The following is a 20124-nucleotide window of genomic DNA, read 5'->3' on the forward strand; positions in this document are numbered from 1 at the left end:
CTCCTCATTCAGCTTAATTTTGCTGTGTCTCGCTGAGTCAAACTGTAGCATTTATTTCTTGATGGGCCCTAATACTCAGCGCTATTGCCAAGCTGGTCTTCGATCGCTAGGAGCCGGTTGTACTTGGCAACGCGGTCGGAGCGGGAAAGAGAGCCGGTCTTGATCTGGCCGGCGCGGGTCGCGACGGCGAGGTCAGCGATGAAGGTGTCTTCGGTTTCTCCCGAGCGGTGGGAGATCACCGTTCTGTAGTGATTCTTTTTAGCAAGGGCGATTGCCTCGAGCGTTTCGGTTAGGGTGCCGATCTGGTTCACCTTGATCAGGATAGAGTTGGCGACATGGGTATCGATCCCTTTTTTGAGGAAAGTGGTGTTGGTAACGAAGATGTCATCGCCCACAATTTGGATCTTATCACCAAGTTCTTTGGTGAGATGTTCCCACCCCTCCCAGTCATTTTCATCGAGGCCATCTTCGATCGAGTCGATGGGGTAGTTGTCGGAGAGCTTTTTAAGGTAGGTCACTTGGTCGGCAGCGGTGTTTTTGCCGAGGTAGAGCTTTTTCTCTTTGTCGTAAAACTCGGAGGCAGCGCAGTCAAGGGCTAGGGTGATCTCTTTGCCGGGGGTGAGGCCCACTTTTTCGATCGCTTTGAGGATAAAGTCAAGGGCCTCTTCATCGGAAGAAAGGTTGGGCGCAAAGCCTCCCTCATCACCGACGGAGGTGGCATAGTTTTTTTCTTGGAGGAGTTTTTTAAGCGCATGGAAGGTTTCGGCGCCATAGCGGAGCGCTTCGGAAAAGGTGGGTGCGCCGATCGGGCGGATCATAAACTCTTGGAATTCGAGGGAGTTATCGGCATGGGCACCCCCATTGAGGATATTCATCATGGGGATGGGAAGGAGGGTGGCACTGTCTTGGGTAATAGCTTGGTAGAGGGGGATTTTTTGGGACATGGCGCGAGCGCGGGCGGCAGCAAGGGAGATGCCGAGGAGCGCATTGGCTCCAAAGTTTCCTTTGTTCGAGGTTCCATCTGCGCCGATCATCATCCGGTCGATCGTCTCTTGCTCGAGAACGCTTTGCCCTTTAAGAAGCTTGGCAAGGGGACCGTTGACATTGGCGACCGCTTTTTGAACTCCTTTGCCCCCGTAACGTTTGGGGTCGTTGTCGCGGAGCTCAACCGCTTCATGTTCGCCGGTCGAAGCTCCTGAAGGGACAGCTGCTCGGCCAGTGATGCCGGTATCGGTGGTGAGTTCAACTTTTAGTGTGGGGTTGCCCCGAGAATCAAGAATCTCACGTGCATGAATCTTTTTAATCTTTGCCATGCCCTTTGTTTTAGGGCGTATCATTAATTAAAACAAGTTGAAAGAGTTTTTCAGGGGAGAAAAGTTCAAGGCGCCTGATGCAGGGAGCCCGAATTGGGCTCTCGAAGGAAGGCAACGATGAAATTTTCCTCATGGTTCAAAATACAGCATGCTGAGGTAACACTTCCCGAAATATGGAGGCCTTTCCACCTTATGTAGTTAATCGGGAGTATTTAGGGTAAAGATACGTCGGGGGCAAGCCCCCCGCTGCCCCCTTGAGCTTCAATCTGGCAAGCCAAATCGACCTTCCTCGGGGGGCCGTGCAAAGCACTGTTCCGCCCCTCGTTCAGATCAATTTTGCATAGCCATCTTGAAGCCGTGGACACTTCACGACGCAGCTTTTCTTCGCCTTCGGCTCCGAAGCTGTGTTGGTTCAGTGAATTTTTTTGTTATACCCAAACAAGCTCAAGAATTGGTTTTAGGCAACGCGAAAGCTGTCGAAATTCGTCGATCCTAAGTGGCTAAAAACCTGGAAAAAAAACTTGGTCCTTCGTGAAAGATGTGCAAGGTTTTCTAGGAAAAAACCTTTCCAGCGAACTGACATGGCTTCGGAGCCGAAGGCGAAGAAAAGCCATGCGGTGAGCTGTCCGCGGCTTCAAGATGGCTCTGCAAAATCGCCCCGCACGAGGGGTGGAACAGTGCTTTGCACGGCCCCCCGAGGAGGGTCGATTTGGCTTGCCAAGTTGAAGCTCAAGGGGGCAGCAGGGGGCTTGCCCCCGACGCATCTTTCATAAGACCAAAAATTGTTACCCTATTTTGAACCATGCCGAAATTATCGAGTCTGCTCTAGAGATTTATCGGCATAAGGAACGGATGCGCCTTCTAAATGAAAGTTACGGACAGATTAGATCAAACAAAACCGCTTGGAAAGAAGAGTTAAAAGAGCGAGAAGAACTTGAAGGAACTTTAGAAGATGGCTTTGAAGAAAACTACCCCTAAGCAAGGGGAAATATGGCTCTTTGATCCTGACCCAATCAATGGAAGAGAAGTAGGAACAAAGGTTCGTCCAGCACTTATTATTTCGGCAGATTCTTTTAATGAGGGGCTTTCAGCACTAGTCATTGTTGTTCCAATGACTAGCAAGGATCAAGGCATTTTTTCTCACGTCCGTTTTGATCCCCCCGAAGGAGGGATCAAAGTCCCTAGTTTTGCGGTATGTGAGCAAATACGATCAATCAGCAAAAATAGGCTTATTAAAAAAATGGGGATGGTTCCTTTACCAGGCTCAAGCATCGCGAGCATAAAGGGGTCGGTTATGACCGGGGCTATTCGACCATTGACCTCCATCTCAACATCAACCCCCTCCTCTTTTTAAATACGCGGGGCCACGTCTTTAACAATGGAGAGTTTGCCCTCAACCTCGGCCTGGGCGGGCGGGTGACCGCTCCGAGCAAAAAATGGACCGTTGGTCTCAATGGCTACTACGACTACCAGAGTAGTTCGGTTCTCTCCCCCTCACAACTCGGCGGAGGGTTTGAGCTCTTCATCTCCGATTATGTCCTCCGCTTTAATGGATATGCCCCAATCGGGACCGTCAAGAAAACCGAAGGCAAGCGCGCTGCTGTTGCCCTGGCCAACCTCCAGGGAGAGGTGGAAAAGGTCCTCCTAACAGGAGAAATCCACCAGTTTTCAGGGGCGATCGGCGCCTACTACCTGACCGGGCGGGCCTTTGAAAACCGCACCTTTGGGAAAGCGTGGGGCTCCGAGATCCGCGCCAGCGTCCAGCTCTGGCAGTGGGTCGAGCTCCTCTTTGAAACCACTTACGACCAGATTTTTGACTTTACCTTCCAAGGGATTTTTGCCCTTACCATTCCAATCGGTAGCCGGAAAAAAAAGCTTTCCCGCCCCATCATCCGCCGCGAGATCGTCCCCCTCGAGAAGAAGAAGCTTTAGGCTTAAACTGCAAATCGTTCTTTGGATAGAGGAAGATCAGAAGGACCGTGCCCACAATGATTAGGAAGAAGCCGATGATCACCCCTGCAGGAATCCCCTCTCCCCAGATAAAGTATTGGATGATCGCTCCAAAGATAAAGCTGAGGTAGATAAAAGGGCTGATGAGACGCATCGGGGCAAACTTAGCGCTCAATGTCAAGAGCACCTGGAAAAACGCCGCAAAAATCCCCGCTAATAAAGCGAGGCTCAAGCTTGTAAAGGTATAGGTCTCTTGCTGGGCTGGAAAAAGATAAAACACCACCGCAGTGACAAGAACGCTCAAAGTAAAGTAGTAGGCGGTGATCCGCTCCCATGGCTCGGTATAGTTAAGGGTCCGAAGGGCGACCACAGCCGTTCCCGAAAGCATCGCCCCGATCAAGGGGACAATCGCCCAAGGGTTAAAGAGGTCTTTGCCCGGTCGCAGGACAAAAAGAAGCCCCAAAAATGCAATCCCGAGCCCCCACCAAAGGCGGTGGACGAGCTTCACTCGAAGCCATAGCCGCGCGGCAATGGGGACAAAGAGGGGAAACGAGTAGAAAATGAGCGTCCCTTCCGCAAGGGCAAAGTGGGTGATACTAAAGTAAAAGCAGTAAAGAGCAGCAACTCCGCAGATCGAGCGAACCGCATGGTGGCGGTAGTTCTCTGTCCGAAACAGTTGAGAAACTTTAGGCGCTGAGCCTGAGCAAAAAACCCAGACCATGAGCATGACAAGGTTGACAAGGGAGCGGGCAAAGCAGAGGAAATTGGTGCTAAAGTAGGGGGAGGCGAGCTTAACGCAAGTTGCCTGCGCAGCTAAGGCCACCGTTGCCCCCACCATGAGACCAACTGCCATAGGGAACCGTTTTTTGGGTCTTTCTAAGTGCTGTATCATTGCTTTTTTTCGCTTAAGTCTATAATATATCTGTATATCGTAAAGGAAAACAAATGGCAAAAAAAACTCGTGTACTGGGGATTGATTTTGGAATGAAGCGGATTGGGCTTGCCCGCTCCGATCTCTCCCGGATGATCGCCTCTCCCCTCAAAACGATCCTCGCTGCTAAAACCCTCGAAGGGACGGTCGACCTGATTCTCAAAGAGCTTGATGAAGTAGACACCATCGTTATGGGACTCCCCCTTCTCCTCTCTGGAAAAGACAGCGAAACCACCACCACTGTCCGGAAGTTTGCCACCCTCCTTGAAGAGGCCAGTGGCCTCCCCCTCATCCTCTGGGATGAGCGGCTCACCTCCAAGCAGGTGGAGCGCCTCCTCATGGAGGACAAAATGAGCCGAAAGAAACGGGCTGCCCACGTCGATACGATGAGCGCTACCCTCATCCTCCAGAATTATCTCGATAGTCTACCAATCTAACTCTAAAGTTGAAGAAGGAGCAACGGGAGCAGGATGGTAGGAATGCCAGCGGGTACTCTCATACTCCTTTTGATGGAAGCGGTGGCGGATCACTATCCCCTTCTCATCGAAAAAGATGGTTAGCTTATAGTCCTTGTTATCGGTTCCTTTATTAATCTCTCCATAGATCGGGATCAGGTTGGTCAGCTTCGGCTTATAGGTCGAAAGGGAGTACACCCATTTTTCCCGCCCCTCAAAGTCTTCTTCCAATTCGTACTGGGTTCCAAAGCGGGCAATCACTTCGTGCTTATGGGTCTTTCCATCGATAATTGCCTGCTCCACATCATAAACTGTAAGCTCAGCAAGCTCCCTCGTTCCTCGGTAGGAAGTACACCCCACAATCAGTGCCCCAGCTAAGCAAAAAAGCAAAATAGTTTTTTTCTTCATTGTTTCCTCAAAACATTATTTTTGGTAAGATTCTACCAAACTCGCCGATAAATAGGTAGCTAAAAAAATCTCTTTGACTTACCTTGGAAGTATGGACAAAAACGTACACCCCTTCGAAGAACCGGGACAAACGTCGCGCAGTTTAGACCCTTGCATCGTTGTTATTTTTGGGGCGACAGGCGACCTAACGGCGCGGAAGCTCATGCCTGCCCTTTACAACCTGAAAAGGGAGGGGCAACTCCCCACCCATTTTGCCTGCTGCGGTTTTGCCCGACGGGAAAAAAGTGACGAGGTTTTCCGTGAAGAGATGAAAAAAGCGGTCTCGGAACATTCGCGCATTAAGCCTTTGGATGAGTCGGTTTGGGATGCGTTTCAATCAGAACTTTTCTATCACCAGTCGGAATTCGACGATGATGCAGGCTACGAACGGTTTGCCAAACACCTGGCTGATTTGGATGCGCAAATGGGAACGGGAGGTAACCGGATCTTCTACTTGTCAACGCAGCCGAGCTACTTTACAACGATCATCGAAAAGCTGAAGCAACACAAGCTCCTCTATGAACATGGAGGGGAAAGGTGGTCGCGGGTGATCATCGAAAAGCCGTTTGGTCACGATCTAAACTCGGCAAAGGAATTGCAAAAAGATCTGATGGACCACCTCAGTGAGGAGCAGCTCTACCGGATCGACCACTACTTGGGGAAAGAAACGGCGCAAAATCTTTTGGCCTTCCGCTTTGGAAACTCGATCTTTGAAAATCTGTGGAACCACCGCTATATCGACCATGTCCAGTTCACCGTCGCCGAAGATATCGGCATTGGAACGCGGGGACGCTTCTACGAAGAGTCGGGGCTCATGCGGGACATCATGCAAAACCATATGATGCAGCTCTTTTCCCTTTTGGCGATGGAGCCGCCGGTCAACTTAAGTGCAGGGGCCATCCACGATGAAAAGGTCAAGGTTTTAGAAGCCCTTCGCCCCTTTACCCAAGAGGATTTTGAAAAGTCTGCCGTGCGCGGGCAGTATGGAAAAGGGTTTGTGGGAGGCGATGAGGTCAAAGGATACCGAGAAGAGAACAATGTCGACCCCAACTCCCCGATCGAAACCTATGGAGCGATCCGCTTCTTTATCGACAACTGGCGGTGGGACGGGGTTCCCTTTTACTTAAGGGGAGCCAAGCGGTTGCCGAGACGGACCACTGAAATTGCGGTCACCTTTAAGCATCCCCCAGGGGTCCTTTTCCATGAGCATGGGCAGCACAACGATCCCAATGTCCTGACGATTCGGATCCAGCCCAATGAAGGGATTTCTCTAAAGATTAACTGTAAAGTTCCGGGGCCGAGCAGTCCGATCCAGCCGGTGAAAATGGACTTTCGGTACGGCGCCTTTTTTGGCCTCGCCCCTCCCGATGCTTATGAGCGGCTGATTTGCGACTGTATTGCTGGTGATAGCACCCTCTTTGCGCGGATCGATGAGGTGTTCCACTCATGGCAATTTTTCACCCCCTTGCTCGACTATTGGGCGAACACCCCTCCGAAAGATTTCCCCAACTATGCAGCAGGGAGCTGGGGGCCAGAGGCGGCCGATGAGATGCTTGCCCGCGATGGCCGAAAGTGGCGCTTGATTTAAGGGGTTCAAAGGTATAAAATAGATCTATGGTAGAGACAGTTCACCCCGCTCAGATTGAATCGCAGCTTCAGCAGATTTGGGACTCCCTTCAGGGAACCAACAAGATGCGGGCGTGTCTTTTTAACCTGATCGTCTACGCTAAAAAGTGTCAGCGAAGCGGCTACCTCAATGATATCGTCCAAAAGGTGATCGAAAAATTTCCCTCTCGGATTATCTTTATCACCTATGACGATGCCTGCTCCAGTAAAGAGCTCAAAGCTTCCGTTTCGGTGATGACTGCCGACGAAGGAGAGTGTGAGATTGTTTGCGATTTGATCGATATCGAGGTGTGTAGTAAAGATCATCCCCGCGTCCCTTTTGTCATCCTCCCCCATATTTTACCCGACCTTCCGATCTACCTCGTCCATGCCGATGACCCAACCTATAAAAACCCTGTTGCCAAGCAGCTCGAAAACCTTGCCGACCGGATCATTTTTGACTCGGAGGCGGCCTCCGATCTTCAGGCCTATGCTAAAGCGGTCCTCTCTCACATGGAGACCTTCCATGCCGATGTGGCCGACCTCAACTGGGCCCGCACCGAAGGGTGGAGACAACTCTTTGCCAACATCTTTAAATCAGAAGAGGCGCTGAGCCACATCCAAAAAGCCAAAAAGATCACCATCACCTATAACAGCAAAACAGCCGACTACCTCTGCCACACCGACGTCCAAGCGATCTACTTCAAAGGATGGCTCACCGTTCAGCTTGGGTTTGAGACAGAGATCGAGCTTGTTGCGGGTGAGATGGAAGAGGTTCACCCAGGAAGGCTCCTTGCAATCACCGTTGAAACCAGTGAAGGATATCACTACCTCTTTAAACGGAAAGAGGGACGGCCCGAACATATCTTGATTGAAAAGTCGAGCCCTGAAGCGTGCGAGGTTCCAACGATCCACGTCTTCGATAAAGCCACTTCTGGCCAATCCCTTGTCAAAGAGATCTGTCACAAAGGGACGAGCGCCCACTACACCAATATGCTCAAATATCTTATCGAGGGAGCGCCCCATGGCTGACGATCCCCACTTTTTCTCCTGGGACGAGCGGCGCGACATCGCTCACCCTGGCGATCGGGATGCCACCCTCGCCTTTGCCGTTGAACATTTCCTCAATTGCGCCAAAGAGGCGATCAAAAGTCATGGCCACTTTGCCGTTGCTCTTTCTGGAGGCTCCACCCCCAAAAAGATCTTTGAGATGCTCGCCTCTGCCCCCCACTCAACCGCCATCGACTGGACCAAAGTAGCCCTTTTCTGGGGCGATGAGCGCTCCGCCCCTCCTACTGACCCCGAGAGCAACTTTCGGATGGCGATGGATGCCGGCCTTAAAACCCTTCCAATCCCCAAGGAGCACATCTTCCGAATGGAAGCGGAAGACAGTATCGAAGAAAACAGCCACGCCTACGAAGCAAAAATCAAGGAGGCTCTGGGCCCCCACCCCTTTGACCTGATCATGCTCGGGATGGGCGAAGATGGCCATACCGCCTCCCTTTTTCCCGGAACCCGCGCCCTTGAAGAACAAAAGGCCCTTGTTGTTGCCAATGAAGTCCCTCAAAAAAACACCTGGCGGATGACCCTCACCTACCCCTGCATCAACCGGGCCAGCAACACCGTCATCTACGTCCTTGGCAAGTCCAAGGAAGCCATGGTCCGGCAGGTCTTCCTCGAGGAGCATACACCACCTTTCCCCGTTTCTGCCATCGGCACCCCCGAAAATAAAGCGCTCTGGGTGGTTGATAGCGAAGCCGGTGGTCCTCTTCTCAAAAAGTAGCTACTTGTTACTGCTGGAAGAGCTAGAAGAAGCCGCATGATTAGCTTTTTTTTGTCGGAGGATGGGAAATCTTGCCAGCTCTTTATTCCAGAGCTGGTAGACATTGGAGCGCCAGGCCTGCAGCTTCTCTACTTCTATCTGGTGCGCTTTTTCCCTTAAAGCCCTACTGAGCGTTGGCCTTACTGTATAATAGATATACTTATAAAAGAGGTTCCCCTGAACCCCAGAAAAATTAGATAAGCTTTGAAAGCCGATCAAAAAAATCTCTGGATTAAACCAATGAAAGAAACGGTTAACGAGTTGGAGATTCCGATACCTTCCAACCTCTTGTAATATTGAAGAAATAACAAAAAAGGGAAGGCTGTAGCGATGAATCCAGGATGCTAACTTTACCACCCGATTCACCTCCTTTTTTACTTGGGGAGGTACTCTCGTTTGATAGAGCGATATAGAATAGTCTCGCACCTTATCAATATGAGGCTTTAAATAGGTCGTATAGTGACCTTCAATACGCTTAGCAAGGGGGGACACTCTTCGATAGAGCTCTTTTAAAGCTTTCTCAGCAAAAAAAATAGCCGCTATCCAGACCAAAGGCCAAGGACATCCATCTATGATCGATGCCGCTATATTCAGGTGATTAATAAGGCGAGACTTCCCCTCGGGATAGGAAGAAAGCAGTTCAGGCCTTTCCTTGCACAGTTGCTGATCAGCTATTTGTGAATTTATTTTAAAAGCGCGATTAAAAAGCACTTTTCGAAGTCTTCTAGCACTCGAAGTCTCAAAAGAGTACCTTCTAGAACGGCCTAACTCAATACAGGGAAGCAATACCGCTGCAAGAGGATCCAAGATGAAGGGAAGTACTTTGATTGAAGCTTTCAGCTCCTGTTTTAATTTACTATCTTTAAAAAAAGCATCGACCCCAATTGCTACATGAACAGCATCATTCATCGGGAGGTTTAGTTCCGAGAGTTCTACTTTTTTGAGGTCTATCTTTTGGGTTGAAGTGGTGTCTGCTGCTTGCTCAGTTTTTTTCGGTACCTCCTGGGGACGAAAGATTTTATAGTGAACAAGAAGCCATTCAATAATTTCAGTGGAAAAGCCATTTTTAGCAGCTTCTCCGACATCAAGAGCTTGGAGAAACTCCACATGAGATTCAGTAACATTCAGGCAACTCTCTAGAAACTTTTTAACCACCTTAGATAGATCAGCTTGATTGTCGATCACTTGTAGCAAATCACTTGTGCCGATATAGGCAATTTTTCGTATTTCTTCCACCTTAACGAGATTAGCAATTATTGGACGAAGAGCTTCTTTATCAATATTATCCTGATTAAGAAGAGGGGCTAAGTGAGGGTGATTGCAAGCTCTCATAATCAGCCCTCTATCCTTTATCCAATTTTTAGACTCTTTTAGGATAAATAATCTAAAAACGAATGTCTGCCAGTCGGTTCTTTTGGGAAACTTAACTCCCTTGTTTTTAAGGTGTGTAAGTAAATTTAAAAATCGGGAGACCCCCTTCCAAAGGTTGGAACCATCAACAGAAGGTTCTTTTTCCAAGACTGCTTGAATCTTTTCTTCAAGCTCTTTGGCACTGTCAGGCTTCTTCGCAACCCAGTTCCCCCTTTGGTCTTTTAACCAATCGAAAACCTGTTCCCGAAGCACTGCAGACTTCTTCACTTTTTTCTGAATGGTCTTGATGATAAAATTAGGGGTATAAGCCTCGAAGAACAGTTTTAGATAATGATCTGTATCAAAGTCCTGAGACAAGGTTTCAATAACATGAGCTGTTCCCGGAATTCCTAATAGCTCTCCCAAGTGGTCCATATACTTTCCATGACCATGAACATCGCCTCCAAAATGTTTAGCTATCTGCTTACTGGCAATATCATTTCTTGCCTGAGCCAAGGTTTCGACGATCGAATCCTCAAGGGTCCCACTTGGAACACTCCCTCCACAGTAGTGGCCATAAGCCCTCATTGCCTGTGACATAAAGCGAGTTCCACAATACTCCCCAGACATTGCAAAATCAATAAGGAAGCGCGAGTGATCTTCAAGAGTATTTTCATCCGCTTTCTCTTCAAGAGCTTTGAGAACCGCATGAAAAGCGCATCGCGTCGCCCGCTCCATATGGTCATAAAAGGCCAAAAGATGAGCAGTCTGGGAGGCAGGTGGGGTTGCAAGGAAGGGCACCCGTCCATTGACATTGTCAACAAATCTCTTCAGTCCTGCCCGAAGTCGCTCCACCGTAAAGCCATCAGGGCATTTGCGGTGCCCAGGCTCTTTGGACCGGTCAAAGTTAAGCTTATCGAACTCAGTTAAAAGGCGGCTGATCGTCACATCTGCAGGAACATGGCTTACATCGATCTCAAGATGTGTTGTCCGGAGATGTCTTGGATCGATATCTTCCCCCGCATACTTTTGGAGGTAAAGGTGGTGAGAAGGACCGAGCGCTTGCATCACCTCTTGATAGGTCATTTCAAGGAAAGAAAGCCCTATTCGGAGAACCCAAAAAAACATCTTAAAAACAGCGAAATGAAGACTCTTAGGAGGATACCAGACCGTTATCGAACCGCGGTATCCAAGGGCGATATGCTTAAAAGAAGTGGGTAAATGTTTGAGGGTCTCAAAAGCAGAGTAGCCCGCTGCCCGCAGGATGATCCCCGTTACCCTGGAAATCTGGTCTTCTAAGGAGAGTATTGGCTCTATGGATTCTTTGCGATACTGCTCAAAATCAACCCTAAACGGGGGGGCTTTAATAAAAGTAATACTCATTGAATCATACACCCTTGAGTGAAAATAAATCGTTATGCTAAAATACTGTTCGAGTTTTTAGCAAGCATTCAGATGAAAAAAGTTTTAGGCATTGAAACCTCGTGTGACGAAACGGCTGTTGCGGTTGTTGCAGAAGGAAAACACATTTTAGTCAACTTAGTCGCCTCGCAGGCAAAGATCCACGAGCAGTATGGGGGCGTCTACCCAGAGGTGGCGTCACGCCACCATGTCGATCAGCTCCTCCCCCTTGTCGAAGAGGCCACTAAAGAGCATGAGATTGATCTCATTGCGGTTGCGAATGGCCCAGGTCTTATGGGAGCTCTTTTAATGGGAGTGACCGGCGCACAAGCCCTTGCCTATGGGTGGCAAAAACCGCTGGTTGGGGTCAACCATGTCGAAGCCCACCTCTACGCCGCTATGATGGAAGAGGAGCCCCGTTTTCCCGCGTTGGGAGTGGTCGTTTCGGGGGGACACACCCTCCTCGCTAAGATGACCGACATTTGCGAGTATGAAATTTTAGGAACAACCGTCGATGATGCAGTGGGCGAAGCTTTTGATAAAGTTGCTGCCCTTTTAGACTTCCCCTACCCAGGTGGTCCCCATATCGAAACTTTGGCTAAGGAGGGAGACCCCGAGCGGTATAGCTTCCGCGGTGGGCGGGTGAAGGGACGTCCCCTCGACTTTTCCTTTAGTGGTCTTAAAACTAATGTCCTTTACCAGGTGAAGGGAGCGCAAGGAAGTCGAAAAGGGCCAACGGTGATCGATGAAGCGGCAAAAAAAGATATTGCGGCGAGCTTTCAGCGGGCTGCCATTGAAGATATTTTTAATAAAGCTCTGCTTGCTGCAAAAAGTTTTGACTGCCAAGCGATTTATTTAGGAGGGGGTGTCACCCAGAATAGAAGGCTACGAGAGCTCTTTGAAACAGCCCCCTACCCGACCTTCTGGCCCGGGCCAGGACTCAGCCTTGATAATGGCGCAATGATCGCTGGTCTCGGCTACCATCTCTATCAAAGAAATCATTTGGTAGACATCTTTCCAGAAAAATGCTACACTCGGATGAAAAACAACTAAGGATTTGAATCATGGCAAAGAAAGGCGCACGCGAAAAAATTAGACTCAAGAGCACCGAAAGTGCAGAAACCTATTGGACCTTTAAGAATAAGCGCAATACCCCTGACCGGATTGAGCTAAAGAAGTTTGATAAAAAAGTAAGACGTCACGTCATTTTTAAAGAAGCTAAGTGAGCCAATTGCAATACTCTAGATGGTTGCTTTTTGGCCCTTTTCACGAATTTGAACACGTAACACAAATACCCTACCTTAATAAGGTATGTGAATTTGTGTTACGTGCCCAAATTCGCAAAAATGCCCTAAAAATCAACTGATCAGGAGTGTTGCAATTGCCTCACGTAATGTTCGAGTTTTCGATTGCCCGTAAGTACCTCGTTCCGAGGAGACGGCAGCTGTCGATGTCTCTGATCGCTTTGATGTCGGTCGGGGTGATCTCCCTCGTCGTCTGGCTCGTCCTCGTCTTCCTCTCTGTGACAGATGGGATCGAAAAGAATTGGCTTAAAAAACTCACCTCTTTAAACGCTCCGATTCGGATTACCCCGACTGAAGAGTATTACCACTCTTACTACTATCAGATCGATAGTATCAGTAGCGGCTCCGACTATACACTAAAGAGCATCGGAGAAAAGCAGTCAGCCCTTCTGACCGACCCTTATGCCCCTGAAGAAGACCAAGCCATCCCGAAACGGTGGCCTGAAAAAATGGTCCATAAAGATGGAACCCCAAAAGACCTCGTTAAAGAGGCCTTTGGAGTCCTTGGAGAGATGGGACTCAAAGCGCAAGATTATGAAGTGTCGGGCGCCGTTCTTAAACTCCGGATGGTCCGCCCCCAAGGCATCGCCTTTTCAAGAGATCAAGAAAAGGGGCAAGGATTTCTCACCCAAGTTTCTTACATCTCCACCTTCAATGGACAAAGCCCTCAGCTCCCCTCCCTTTTAGAACCAACGCGGATGGAAGATCTCAACCACCTCTTTTTCCTCGCCGATGTCTCGGCGCAGGGCATTTCTGAAGACACCCCCGAAGCAATCCAAAAAGTCTCCGTGCGGGAATTTCAAGAGCGGGTCAAGAGCCTTTTAACCCATATCGAAGTTCAAAAACTTGAGATGACCTCTCACCGTCTCCAACCCCTAGCCTCTTTACTTTCCGAAGGAGAGGAGTTCGATGTCTACGCTCCGATTAAACATGGAGCGGTTTCGCAGCTGGTTTTCCCCACCGAAAAAAAACCATGCACCGGCAAGGTGAAAAAAAGCCAAGGACGTCTCCACTATGTGGGGCGGGACGGCAGTAGCCATATCGTGAGCCTATCGGTACCGATCTTTGTCGAAGGAAAGGTTGCCATGGAAGCGGCCCTATGCCCTTACGAAATCGAAAAACTCAAAGGGTTAAACGATCTCCGCTTTGCGGTGGAGATGCCCCTCCAAGGGAAGACCCTGAAAGGACAAATTCCTTGGGATGGGGTCAAAATTGCTGCAGCAGAGGTGAAAAATCACTTTGAAACAAAACCCGAAATCTCTCCTCCTTGGCCCTACTTTGTGGGAGAAGAGGCATTCCTTCCTGAAACAGAGGCACCTGCAGTGGTCCTCCCCAAACACTTTCAAAATAGTCAGGTCGAAGTGGGCGATATCGGTTACTTCTCTTATGGAGCGGCAACAAGTAGCTCGGTCCAAGAGCAACGTCTTCCCGTCACCGTTGCCGGTTTTTACGATCCCGGTGTGATGGCCATTGGGGCCAAAGTGATCCTCAGTAGCTCCGACCTCCCCCACGCGATCAACGCTGCAACCGATGGGACCATTGACCCTAATATGATCAATGGAATCCAGGTTTACTTGAGCGATCTCGATAAAGCCAAAGAGACCAAAGCCGCTCTTGAAGCAGCCTTTGTGGAAAAAGGGCTCTCCCCCTACTGGAAGATCACCACCTTCCACGAATATGACTTTGCCAAGGACCTTCTCCAGCAGTTCCAAAGTGACAAGTATCTCTTCACCTTGATCGGAGCGATTGTCTTAATTGTTGCCTGCAGTAACATCATCTCCCTCCTGATTATCTTGGTCAACGACAAGAAAAAAGAGATCGCCATCTTAAGTGCCATGGGAGCGTCGAAGAAAAGTATCGCCCTCATCTTCACCCTTTGCGGCGGCATTATGGGAACGCTCAGCACCCTCATCGGAACGGTTGCAGCGATGCTCACCCTCCACAATATCGACGGGGTGGTCAGTTTCCTCAGCTTCTTGCAAGGACACGACGCCTTTAACGCCGTCTTTTATGGAAAATCTCTTCCCAACGAGCTGAGCAACCATGCGCTGACCTTTATCCTCATCGCCACACCGATTATCTCTCTTCTTGCAGGGCTGGTCCCAGCACTAAAGGCAACAAAACTAGCCCCCTCCCAAATCCTGAGGTCTGAATAATGGTATACGAAAAGAGCAATTTTCACCCCTATTTGGCCTCTCTTTTAACCGCCCTTTGTCCTCCAAAAATTTCGCCTTGTCTTCTGGACAATGTTCTCAATTTTAGGAGAACAAATGTCGGCAAAATAGGAGCGCAAATATGAGCAAAAATTCCTCTCATCGTATACCGAAGTTACTGGTAGCAACCAATCTCACCAAGGTTTTTGACAAACCGGTCCCCACAGAGATCTTAAAAGGGGTCTCCTTGACCGTCCATGCGGGAGAAACGGTCGCCATTATGGGACCATCAGGTGTTGGAAAAAGTACCCTCCTCCATGTTTTGGGAACGCTCGACCTTCCCACAGGAGGAACCCTTGAAATTGTGGGAACGCCAGCAATTAGCGAAAATGCCCCCTCTCTTCGCAACAAGCATCTCGGCTTTATCTTCCAAAACTACAACCTCCTCGACGAGTATTCGGTCCTCGACAACGTTCTCATGCCCACCCGGATTGGACGGATCGGCGGCAAGGAAAAGGTCGCCAAGGGCCTTTTAGAAGAGGTAGGGCTGACTCCTCAGCTGCATCACCTCGCCAAGCAACTTTCAGGTGGGGAAAAGCAGCGGGCAGCGATTGCTCGAGCGCTCTGTAACGATCCCGACCTCATCTTAGCTGACGAACCTTCCGGAAATCTGGATGATGCAAATTCGGAGAGGATCCATGAGCTTCTTATCTCTTCTGCAAAAAATTTGGGGAAAGGGCTCATCGTCGTTACCCACAACCAAGCCCTTGCCAAGCAGTGTGACTTCACCTATACTTTGCATAACGGAGTATTAACGTGAGCCTATCTGCAAATTCAAACACCCTTTCTTTTCGTGCTTTCTGCATCTTTTTGGAAACTGATTTTTCGGCCTTGTCTTTTGGACAATGTCCTCAAATCAGTTTCCAAAAATCTGCTAGAAAATCAATCAAAAATCAAGAGTATTCTAATTCACAGATAGGTTCACAATGATAGTTGTTATTGGTGTGGGATATGTGGGGCTTGTCACGGGAACCTGTTTTGCAGAGATGGGGCATGAGGTTACTTGCGTCGATATTGACCAAGAAAAGATCGAAGGGCTTAAAAAAGGGACCATCCCTTTCTATGAGCCAGGACTCAAAGAGCTCGTCACCCGGAACCAAAAAGAGGGTCGCCTCACCTTTACCACCAAGCTGTCCGAAGCAGCGATCTACTTCATCGCCGTTGGCACTCCCTCGAAAAAAGGGGGCGCTGCCGACCTCTCTCAAGTCGAAGCTGCAGTGGAAGCGATCAGCGAAAAGATGACCGGCTACACCGTCATCGTCAACAAATCAACCGTTCCTGTCGGAACCGCCAAAAAACTCAAAAACCATATCCTCTCCAATCATCCTTTTGATATTGTTTCTTGTCCTGAGTTCCTCAAAGAAGGGACAGCCATCGAAGATTGTATGAAGCCCGACCGCATTGTGATCGGAAGCGATAGTGAGAAAGCCACCCAAGTTGTAAAGCGGCTTTACATCCCTTTTACCCTCAATCACGATCGGATTTTGGTGATGGACCTCGCCTCGGCAGAGCTGACCAAGTATGCTTCGAATGCGATGCTTGCCACCCGCATCTCTTTTATGAACGAGCTATCAGGAATTTGTGAAAAGGTGGGGGCGAATATTAACCAGGTCCGGATCGGGATGAGTGGGGACCACCGGATTGGGTATCACTTCCTCTATGCAGGGGCAGGCTACGGCGGTTCTTGCTTTCCGAAGGATATCCGCGCCCTCCGCGCCCTTGCTGAAGAGCTTGGCTGTGACACCCCCCTTATCGAAGCGGTTGAAACGATCAACGAAAAACAGAAAAAACGCCTTTTCAAAAGACTTTCTAGCTACTTTTCTAAAAAAGGTGGCCTAGAGGGAAAAACGATTGCGATTTGGGGCCTTGCTTTTAAGCCCAACACCGATGACATGCGCGAAGCGCCCTCTCTTACCCTGATCGACGCTCTTTTAAAGAAGGGAGTGCGCCTCCGCGTTTATGATCCCGTAGCAATGGAAAATGCTAAAAAGGCGATCGATGGCCCTGTCCGCTTTTGTCTGAGCGAGTATCAAGCGGCCCAAAATGCCGATGCGATCGTTCTGGTGACCGAGTGGAAACAATTTCGGTTTGTCAATTTAAAGACTGTTTTGTCTAAAATGAAAGGGAGCGCCTTTTTTGATGGACGGAACCAGTACAACCCTCAAGAGATGGGGGCGAAGGGGTTCCACTATGTGGGCGTTGGAGTTCCCCCGACTAAGGGAGCTCTTTTAAAGAAACTCCTTAGGACCCAAAAGAGCTATGATACTGCGCTCCTTGATCAATAAACACCTAGAAAAACTTCTCCCTCCAGGAAAGGGACCCCACGCTCCCCTATTTGAAGCGGCTCGCTACTCACTCCTCCTTCCTGGCAAGCGGCTCCGCCCTGAGCTCCTCCTCAAAGTGCTCGATGCTTATGACATTCCAGCCCATGAGGGACTCGATGCTGCAGCCGCTCTTGAGATGATCCACACCTACTCCCTAATCCATGATGACCTTCCCTGCATGGACGATGATGACCTCCGCCGAGGAAAACCGACCCTCCACAAGGTTTACGACGAAGGGCAAGCGGTCCTTGCCGGAGACTTCCTCCTTACCTACGCTTTTGAAGTCCTTGCCAAAAGCGCCGTCCCCCGCGAGGTGATCACGATCTTTGCAAAAGCGGCTGGCGGACATGGGATGATCGGCGGGCAGGTGATCGACCTCCTTTCCGAAGGAAAAGAGATCGACTGGGACACCCTTAAGCAGATGTACCTCGGAAAAACCGCCGCCCTTTTCTCCGCAGCTCTTGAAGCAGGTGGCGTCATTGCGGGGGCAAGCACTGAAGACCAAGCCGCCCTCAAAGAGGCGGGAAACTACTATGGAATTTCCTTCCAGATCCAAGACGATATCCTGGATGAAACAGGAACCGAAGAATCAATGGGAAAGCCGGTGGGCTCCGATGTTGCCAACCGTAAAGCCAATATCCTTACTCTTTTTGGCCGGGCGCGCGCAGAAGCGCTGGCCCAAACCTTTATGGGCCTGGCAAAAAAATCCATTCCTCCATCTTGTGCATCCTTTTCGGGAAAAATGGAGAGTCTGCAAATCTCCTATACTTAAGGCATATGTCGATTTGCAGACTCTCCATTTTTTCTCGAAAATTATTGCAAAATCTGGCATAGTTCAAAATAGGGTAACAATTTTTGGTCTTATGAAAGATACGTCGGGGGCAAGCCCCCTGCTGCCCCCTTGAGCTTCAATCTGGCAAGCCAAATCGACCCTCCTCGGGGGGCCGTGCAAAGCACTGTTCCACCCCTCGTGCGGGGCGATTTTGCAGAGCCATTTTGAAGCCGCGGACAGCTCACCGCATGGCTTTTCTTCGCCTTCGGCTCCGAAGCCATGTCAGTTCGCTGGAAAGGTTCTTTCCTAGAAAACCTTGCACATCTTTCACCAAGGAACAAGCCTCTTTTTTTCCAGGTTTTTAGCCACTTACCATATTCGCTTTGCTCGACTTTCAGCTTAACAAAAAAAATCCACTGAACCGACACAGCTTCGGAGCCGAAGGCGAAGAAAAGCTACGTCGTGAAGTGTTACCTCAGCATGCTGTATTTTGAACCATGCCCAAAATCTGAAGAAAGCGACTTTCTTGCCAGGCCCTTTATGGACGAAGCGATCAGCATCCTCCCTGAAGAGGTTTCATTATTCTAAAAATTTTACCATTGATCCCTTTACTCGTATGCTGTAAAATGGGGGAATGAAAAAGTTACCCATTGGCATCCAGAGCTTAAGCAAAATCCTCGCAAATAGAGACTATGTCTACGTAGACAAGACCGGGTTTGCTAAAAAGCTCATCGATGAAGGAGCTCCTTACTACTTTATCTCTCGTCCCAGAAGATTTGGAAAGTCTTTATTCCTAAATACATTAGAAGAAATTTTTAAGGGGAATAAAGAGCTATTTAAGGGATGTGCTATTTACGAAAGCGACTACGGCTGGGAAAAACATCCCGTTGTTCATTTAGACTTTTCAAAAATTGCAAACCATACCTTCGAACATCTTGAGACAGCATTAAAAGTTCGCCTTGAAATCATTGCCAAAGAGCATGACATCTCTATCATCACAACCGATGTCCAAGTGGCTCTTGACACACTTATCGTTGGATTATCAAACAAGTATGGGAGTAGAGTCGTTGTTCTTGTTGATGAATATGACAAACCCATTATCGATCGCTTAAGTGACATCGATACCGCCAGGCAAAATAGAGATCTCCTTAGAGGTTTCTTTGGAACGTTAAAAGGGACAGATGCGCACCTCCGATTTACATTTGTGACAGGGATTAGTAAATTTTCTCAGGTTTCTCTTTTCTCGGGCCTCAACAACCTCAAAGACATCACAATGGACCCGAGATATGCGACGATGGTGGGCTATACACAAGAACAGCTTGCCTTTACCTTTCAAGAGCACATTGCAGCAATGGTAAAAAGGCAAGGCAAAAAAGAGAGCGAGATCTTTGCTGAAGCAAAGGAGTGGTACAATGGATATCGGTTTTCAAATAGCGATGCCTGCGTTTACAACCCTTTTTCTACCCTCAACTTCATGGATAGACAAGAGGCTGAGCCCTACTGGTACAGCAGTGGAACTCCCTCGTTTCTCATCCGCGAAGTAGAAAAGCACCCACAGTCTGTTGTTCCCTTAAATGGAGTTTCAGCAAAAAAAAGCGACTTGATGAATATCAGCAGCTTGGGGAAAATCGACCTAGCAGCTCTGATGTTTCAAACCGGTTATCTCACGATTCAGAGCTATAACACCTCAACCAAACGGCACTTCTTAGGTTTTCCTAACCGGGAAGTTAAGGAGGCCTTCCTAGACTCTCTCCTCGGCCATTTTGCAACGATTAATCCAACAGTCTCCTCCAAGTGGCAAGATTTTTTGACAAACCAAGACCTTACCTCCTTCTGTAACGAAATGAAAGCGATGCTTGCCGCCTTCCCCTATCAGCTCTTCGTCAAAGCAACTGAAGCAACCTATCAGTCTGTCCTTCTAGGAATCCTTAAGGAGATGGATTTTGAGGTGGAGGCTGAGCAGACAACCAATATAGGACGGACAGATCTCATTATAGAAATGGAGCACACCACCTACATCTTCGAACTAAAGCTCAATGGCTCTCCAGAAGAAGCTTTAGCACAAATCCATAAGCGAAAATATTTCGAGCGCTACACCCACAAAAAAAAGAAAATTGCTTTACTAGGTGTAAACTTTTCGTCAGAGTCTCGCTCTATCTCTGCTTGGAAGGGAGAGCTTCTTTCCGAAACGGGCCAGAAACTCCAAGATCTTTGAAATATATCTTAAAAAATGTACA

Annotated in this window: 18 protein-coding genes; 14 read left to right on the forward strand and 4 right to left on the reverse strand. The window is 48.9% G+C overall.

What is annotated here, in order from left to right:
• Window positions 1-68: 68 nt before the first annotated feature.
• On the reverse strand, window positions 69-1313 hold the full coding sequence (eno, locus tag NEPTK9_RS03475) for a phosphopyruvate hydratase (protein WP_194847438.1): 1245 nt from the start codon (window positions 1311-1313) through the stop codon (window positions 69-71).
• Between the two features lie 795 nt (window positions 1314-2108).
• Between eno and NEPTK9_RS03480 the strand changes: the two genes are divergently transcribed.
• From NEPTK9_RS03480 to NEPTK9_RS03490, 3 genes are read left to right on the forward strand one after another with little or no spacing between them, the layout of a single operon-like run.
• Window positions 2109-2291 (forward strand): hypothetical protein, encoded by a 183-nt coding sequence (locus NEPTK9_RS03480; protein WP_194847439.1) that lies wholly within the window; start codon window positions 2109-2111, stop codon window positions 2289-2291.
• Window positions 2266-2667: a type II toxin-antitoxin system PemK/MazF family toxin gene (locus NEPTK9_RS03485; protein ID WP_194847440.1), complete on the forward strand. Its 402-nt coding sequence runs from the start codon at window positions 2266-2268 to the stop codon at window positions 2665-2667. The genes NEPTK9_RS03480 and NEPTK9_RS03485 overlap by 26 nt, the downstream gene beginning before the upstream one ends.
• Window positions 2646-3245, forward strand: a complete 600-nt coding sequence (locus tag NEPTK9_RS03490) for an inverse autotransporter beta domain-containing protein (protein ID WP_320412047.1) — start codon at window positions 2646-2648, stop codon at window positions 3243-3245. Before NEPTK9_RS03485 ends, NEPTK9_RS03490 begins: the two co-directional genes overlap by 22 nt.
• Here the strand turns inward: NEPTK9_RS03490 and NEPTK9_RS03495 are convergent.
• Complete coding sequence (locus tag NEPTK9_RS03495; protein ID WP_194847441.1) at window positions 3202-4116, reverse strand: DMT family transporter; 915 nt, start codon at window positions 4114-4116, stop codon at window positions 3202-3204. The genes NEPTK9_RS03490 and NEPTK9_RS03495 overlap by 44 nt on opposite strands.
• 92 nt (window positions 4117-4208) lie before the next feature.
• Here NEPTK9_RS03495 and ruvX point away from each other — a divergent pair, with 92 nt between their 5' ends.
• Entirely contained in the window at window positions 4209-4631 is a 423-nt protein-coding gene (ruvX, locus tag NEPTK9_RS03500; protein ID WP_194847442.1) for a Holliday junction resolvase RuvX, read from the forward strand.
• Here ruvX and NEPTK9_RS03505 read toward each other — a convergent pair.
• Window positions 4620-5057: a hypothetical protein gene (locus NEPTK9_RS03505; RefSeq protein ID WP_194847443.1), complete on the reverse strand. Its 438-nt coding sequence runs from the start codon at window positions 5055-5057 to the stop codon at window positions 4620-4622. The two genes, ruvX and NEPTK9_RS03505, sit on opposite strands and share 12 nt — an antisense overlap.
• Before the next feature lie 91 nt (window positions 5058-5148).
• Between NEPTK9_RS03505 and zwf the strand changes: the two genes are divergently transcribed.
• Genes zwf through pgl form a run of 3 tightly spaced genes read left to right on the forward strand, consistent with a single transcriptional unit; the run spans window position 5149 to window position 8484 of the window.
• A complete protein-coding gene (gene zwf / locus NEPTK9_RS03510; RefSeq protein ID WP_194847444.1) occupies window positions 5149-6684 on the forward strand; it encodes a glucose-6-phosphate dehydrogenase in 1536 nt (511 codons plus the stop codon).
• Between the two features lie 26 nt (window positions 6685-6710).
• The gene (locus NEPTK9_RS03515) at window positions 6711-7733 is read left to right on the forward strand and encodes a glucose-6-phosphate dehydrogenase assembly protein OpcA (RefSeq protein ID WP_194847445.1); all 1023 of its coding nucleotides are present in this window, start codon (window positions 6711-6713) and stop codon (window positions 7731-7733) included.
• On the forward strand, window positions 7726-8484 hold the full coding sequence (gene pgl / locus NEPTK9_RS03520; protein WP_194847446.1) for a 6-phosphogluconolactonase: 759 nt from the start codon (window positions 7726-7728) through the stop codon (window positions 8482-8484). The genes NEPTK9_RS03515 and pgl overlap by 8 nt, the downstream gene beginning before the upstream one ends.
• On the opposite strand, the gene NEPTK9_RS03525 is transcribed toward pgl, so the two are convergent.
• The gene (locus NEPTK9_RS03525) at window positions 8485-11256 is read right to left on the reverse strand and encodes a hypothetical protein (RefSeq protein ID WP_194847447.1); all 2772 of its coding nucleotides are present in this window, start codon (window positions 11254-11256) and stop codon (window positions 8485-8487) included.
• Window positions 11257-11328: 72 nt separating this feature from the next.
• Here NEPTK9_RS03525 and tsaD point away from each other — a divergent pair, with 72 nt between their 5' ends.
• The 7 genes from tsaD (at window position 11329) to NEPTK9_RS03560 (ending at window position 20102) form a co-directional block, all read left to right on the forward strand.
• Entirely contained in the window at window positions 11329-12327 is a 999-nt protein-coding gene (gene tsaD / locus NEPTK9_RS03530) for a tRNA (adenosine(37)-N6)-threonylcarbamoyltransferase complex transferase subunit TsaD (RefSeq protein WP_194847448.1), read from the forward strand.
• Between the two features lie 11 nt (window positions 12328-12338).
• The gene (gene rpmG, locus NEPTK9_RS03535; protein ID WP_194847449.1) at window positions 12339-12500 is read left to right on the forward strand and encodes a 50S ribosomal protein L33; all 162 of its coding nucleotides are present in this window, start codon (window positions 12339-12341) and stop codon (window positions 12498-12500) included.
• Window positions 12501-12724: 224 nt separating this feature from the next.
• Window positions 12725-14734, forward strand: coding sequence for an ABC transporter permease (locus NEPTK9_RS03540; protein ID WP_194847450.1), 2010 nt, complete (start codon window positions 12725-12727; stop codon window positions 14732-14734).
• Window positions 14735-14897: 163 nt separating this feature from the next.
• Complete coding sequence (locus tag NEPTK9_RS03545; RefSeq protein ID WP_194847467.1) at window positions 14898-15551, forward strand: ABC transporter ATP-binding protein; 654 nt, start codon at window positions 14898-14900, stop codon at window positions 15549-15551.
• 166 nt (window positions 15552-15717) lie between these two features.
• The gene (locus tag NEPTK9_RS03550; RefSeq protein WP_194847451.1) at window positions 15718-17076 is read left to right on the forward strand and encodes a UDP-glucose dehydrogenase family protein; all 1359 of its coding nucleotides are present in this window, start codon (window positions 15718-15720) and stop codon (window positions 17074-17076) included.
• Window positions 17051-17887, forward strand: a complete 837-nt coding sequence (locus tag NEPTK9_RS03555) for a polyprenyl synthetase family protein (protein WP_194847452.1) — start codon at window positions 17051-17053, stop codon at window positions 17885-17887. The genes NEPTK9_RS03550 and NEPTK9_RS03555 overlap by 26 nt, the downstream gene beginning before the upstream one ends.
• A 634-nt stretch (window positions 17888-18521) precedes the next feature.
• Window positions 18522-20102: an ATP-binding protein gene (locus NEPTK9_RS03560; protein ID WP_194847453.1), complete on the forward strand. Its 1581-nt coding sequence runs from the start codon at window positions 18522-18524 to the stop codon at window positions 20100-20102.
• Window positions 20103-20124: the final 22 nt, after the last annotated feature.

The sequence above is a fragment of the Candidatus Neptunochlamydia vexilliferae genome (assembly GCF_015356785.1).
GTDB classification, from domain to species: Bacteria; Chlamydiota; Chlamydiia; order Chlamydiales; family Simkaniaceae; genus Neptunichlamydia; species Neptunichlamydia vexilliferae.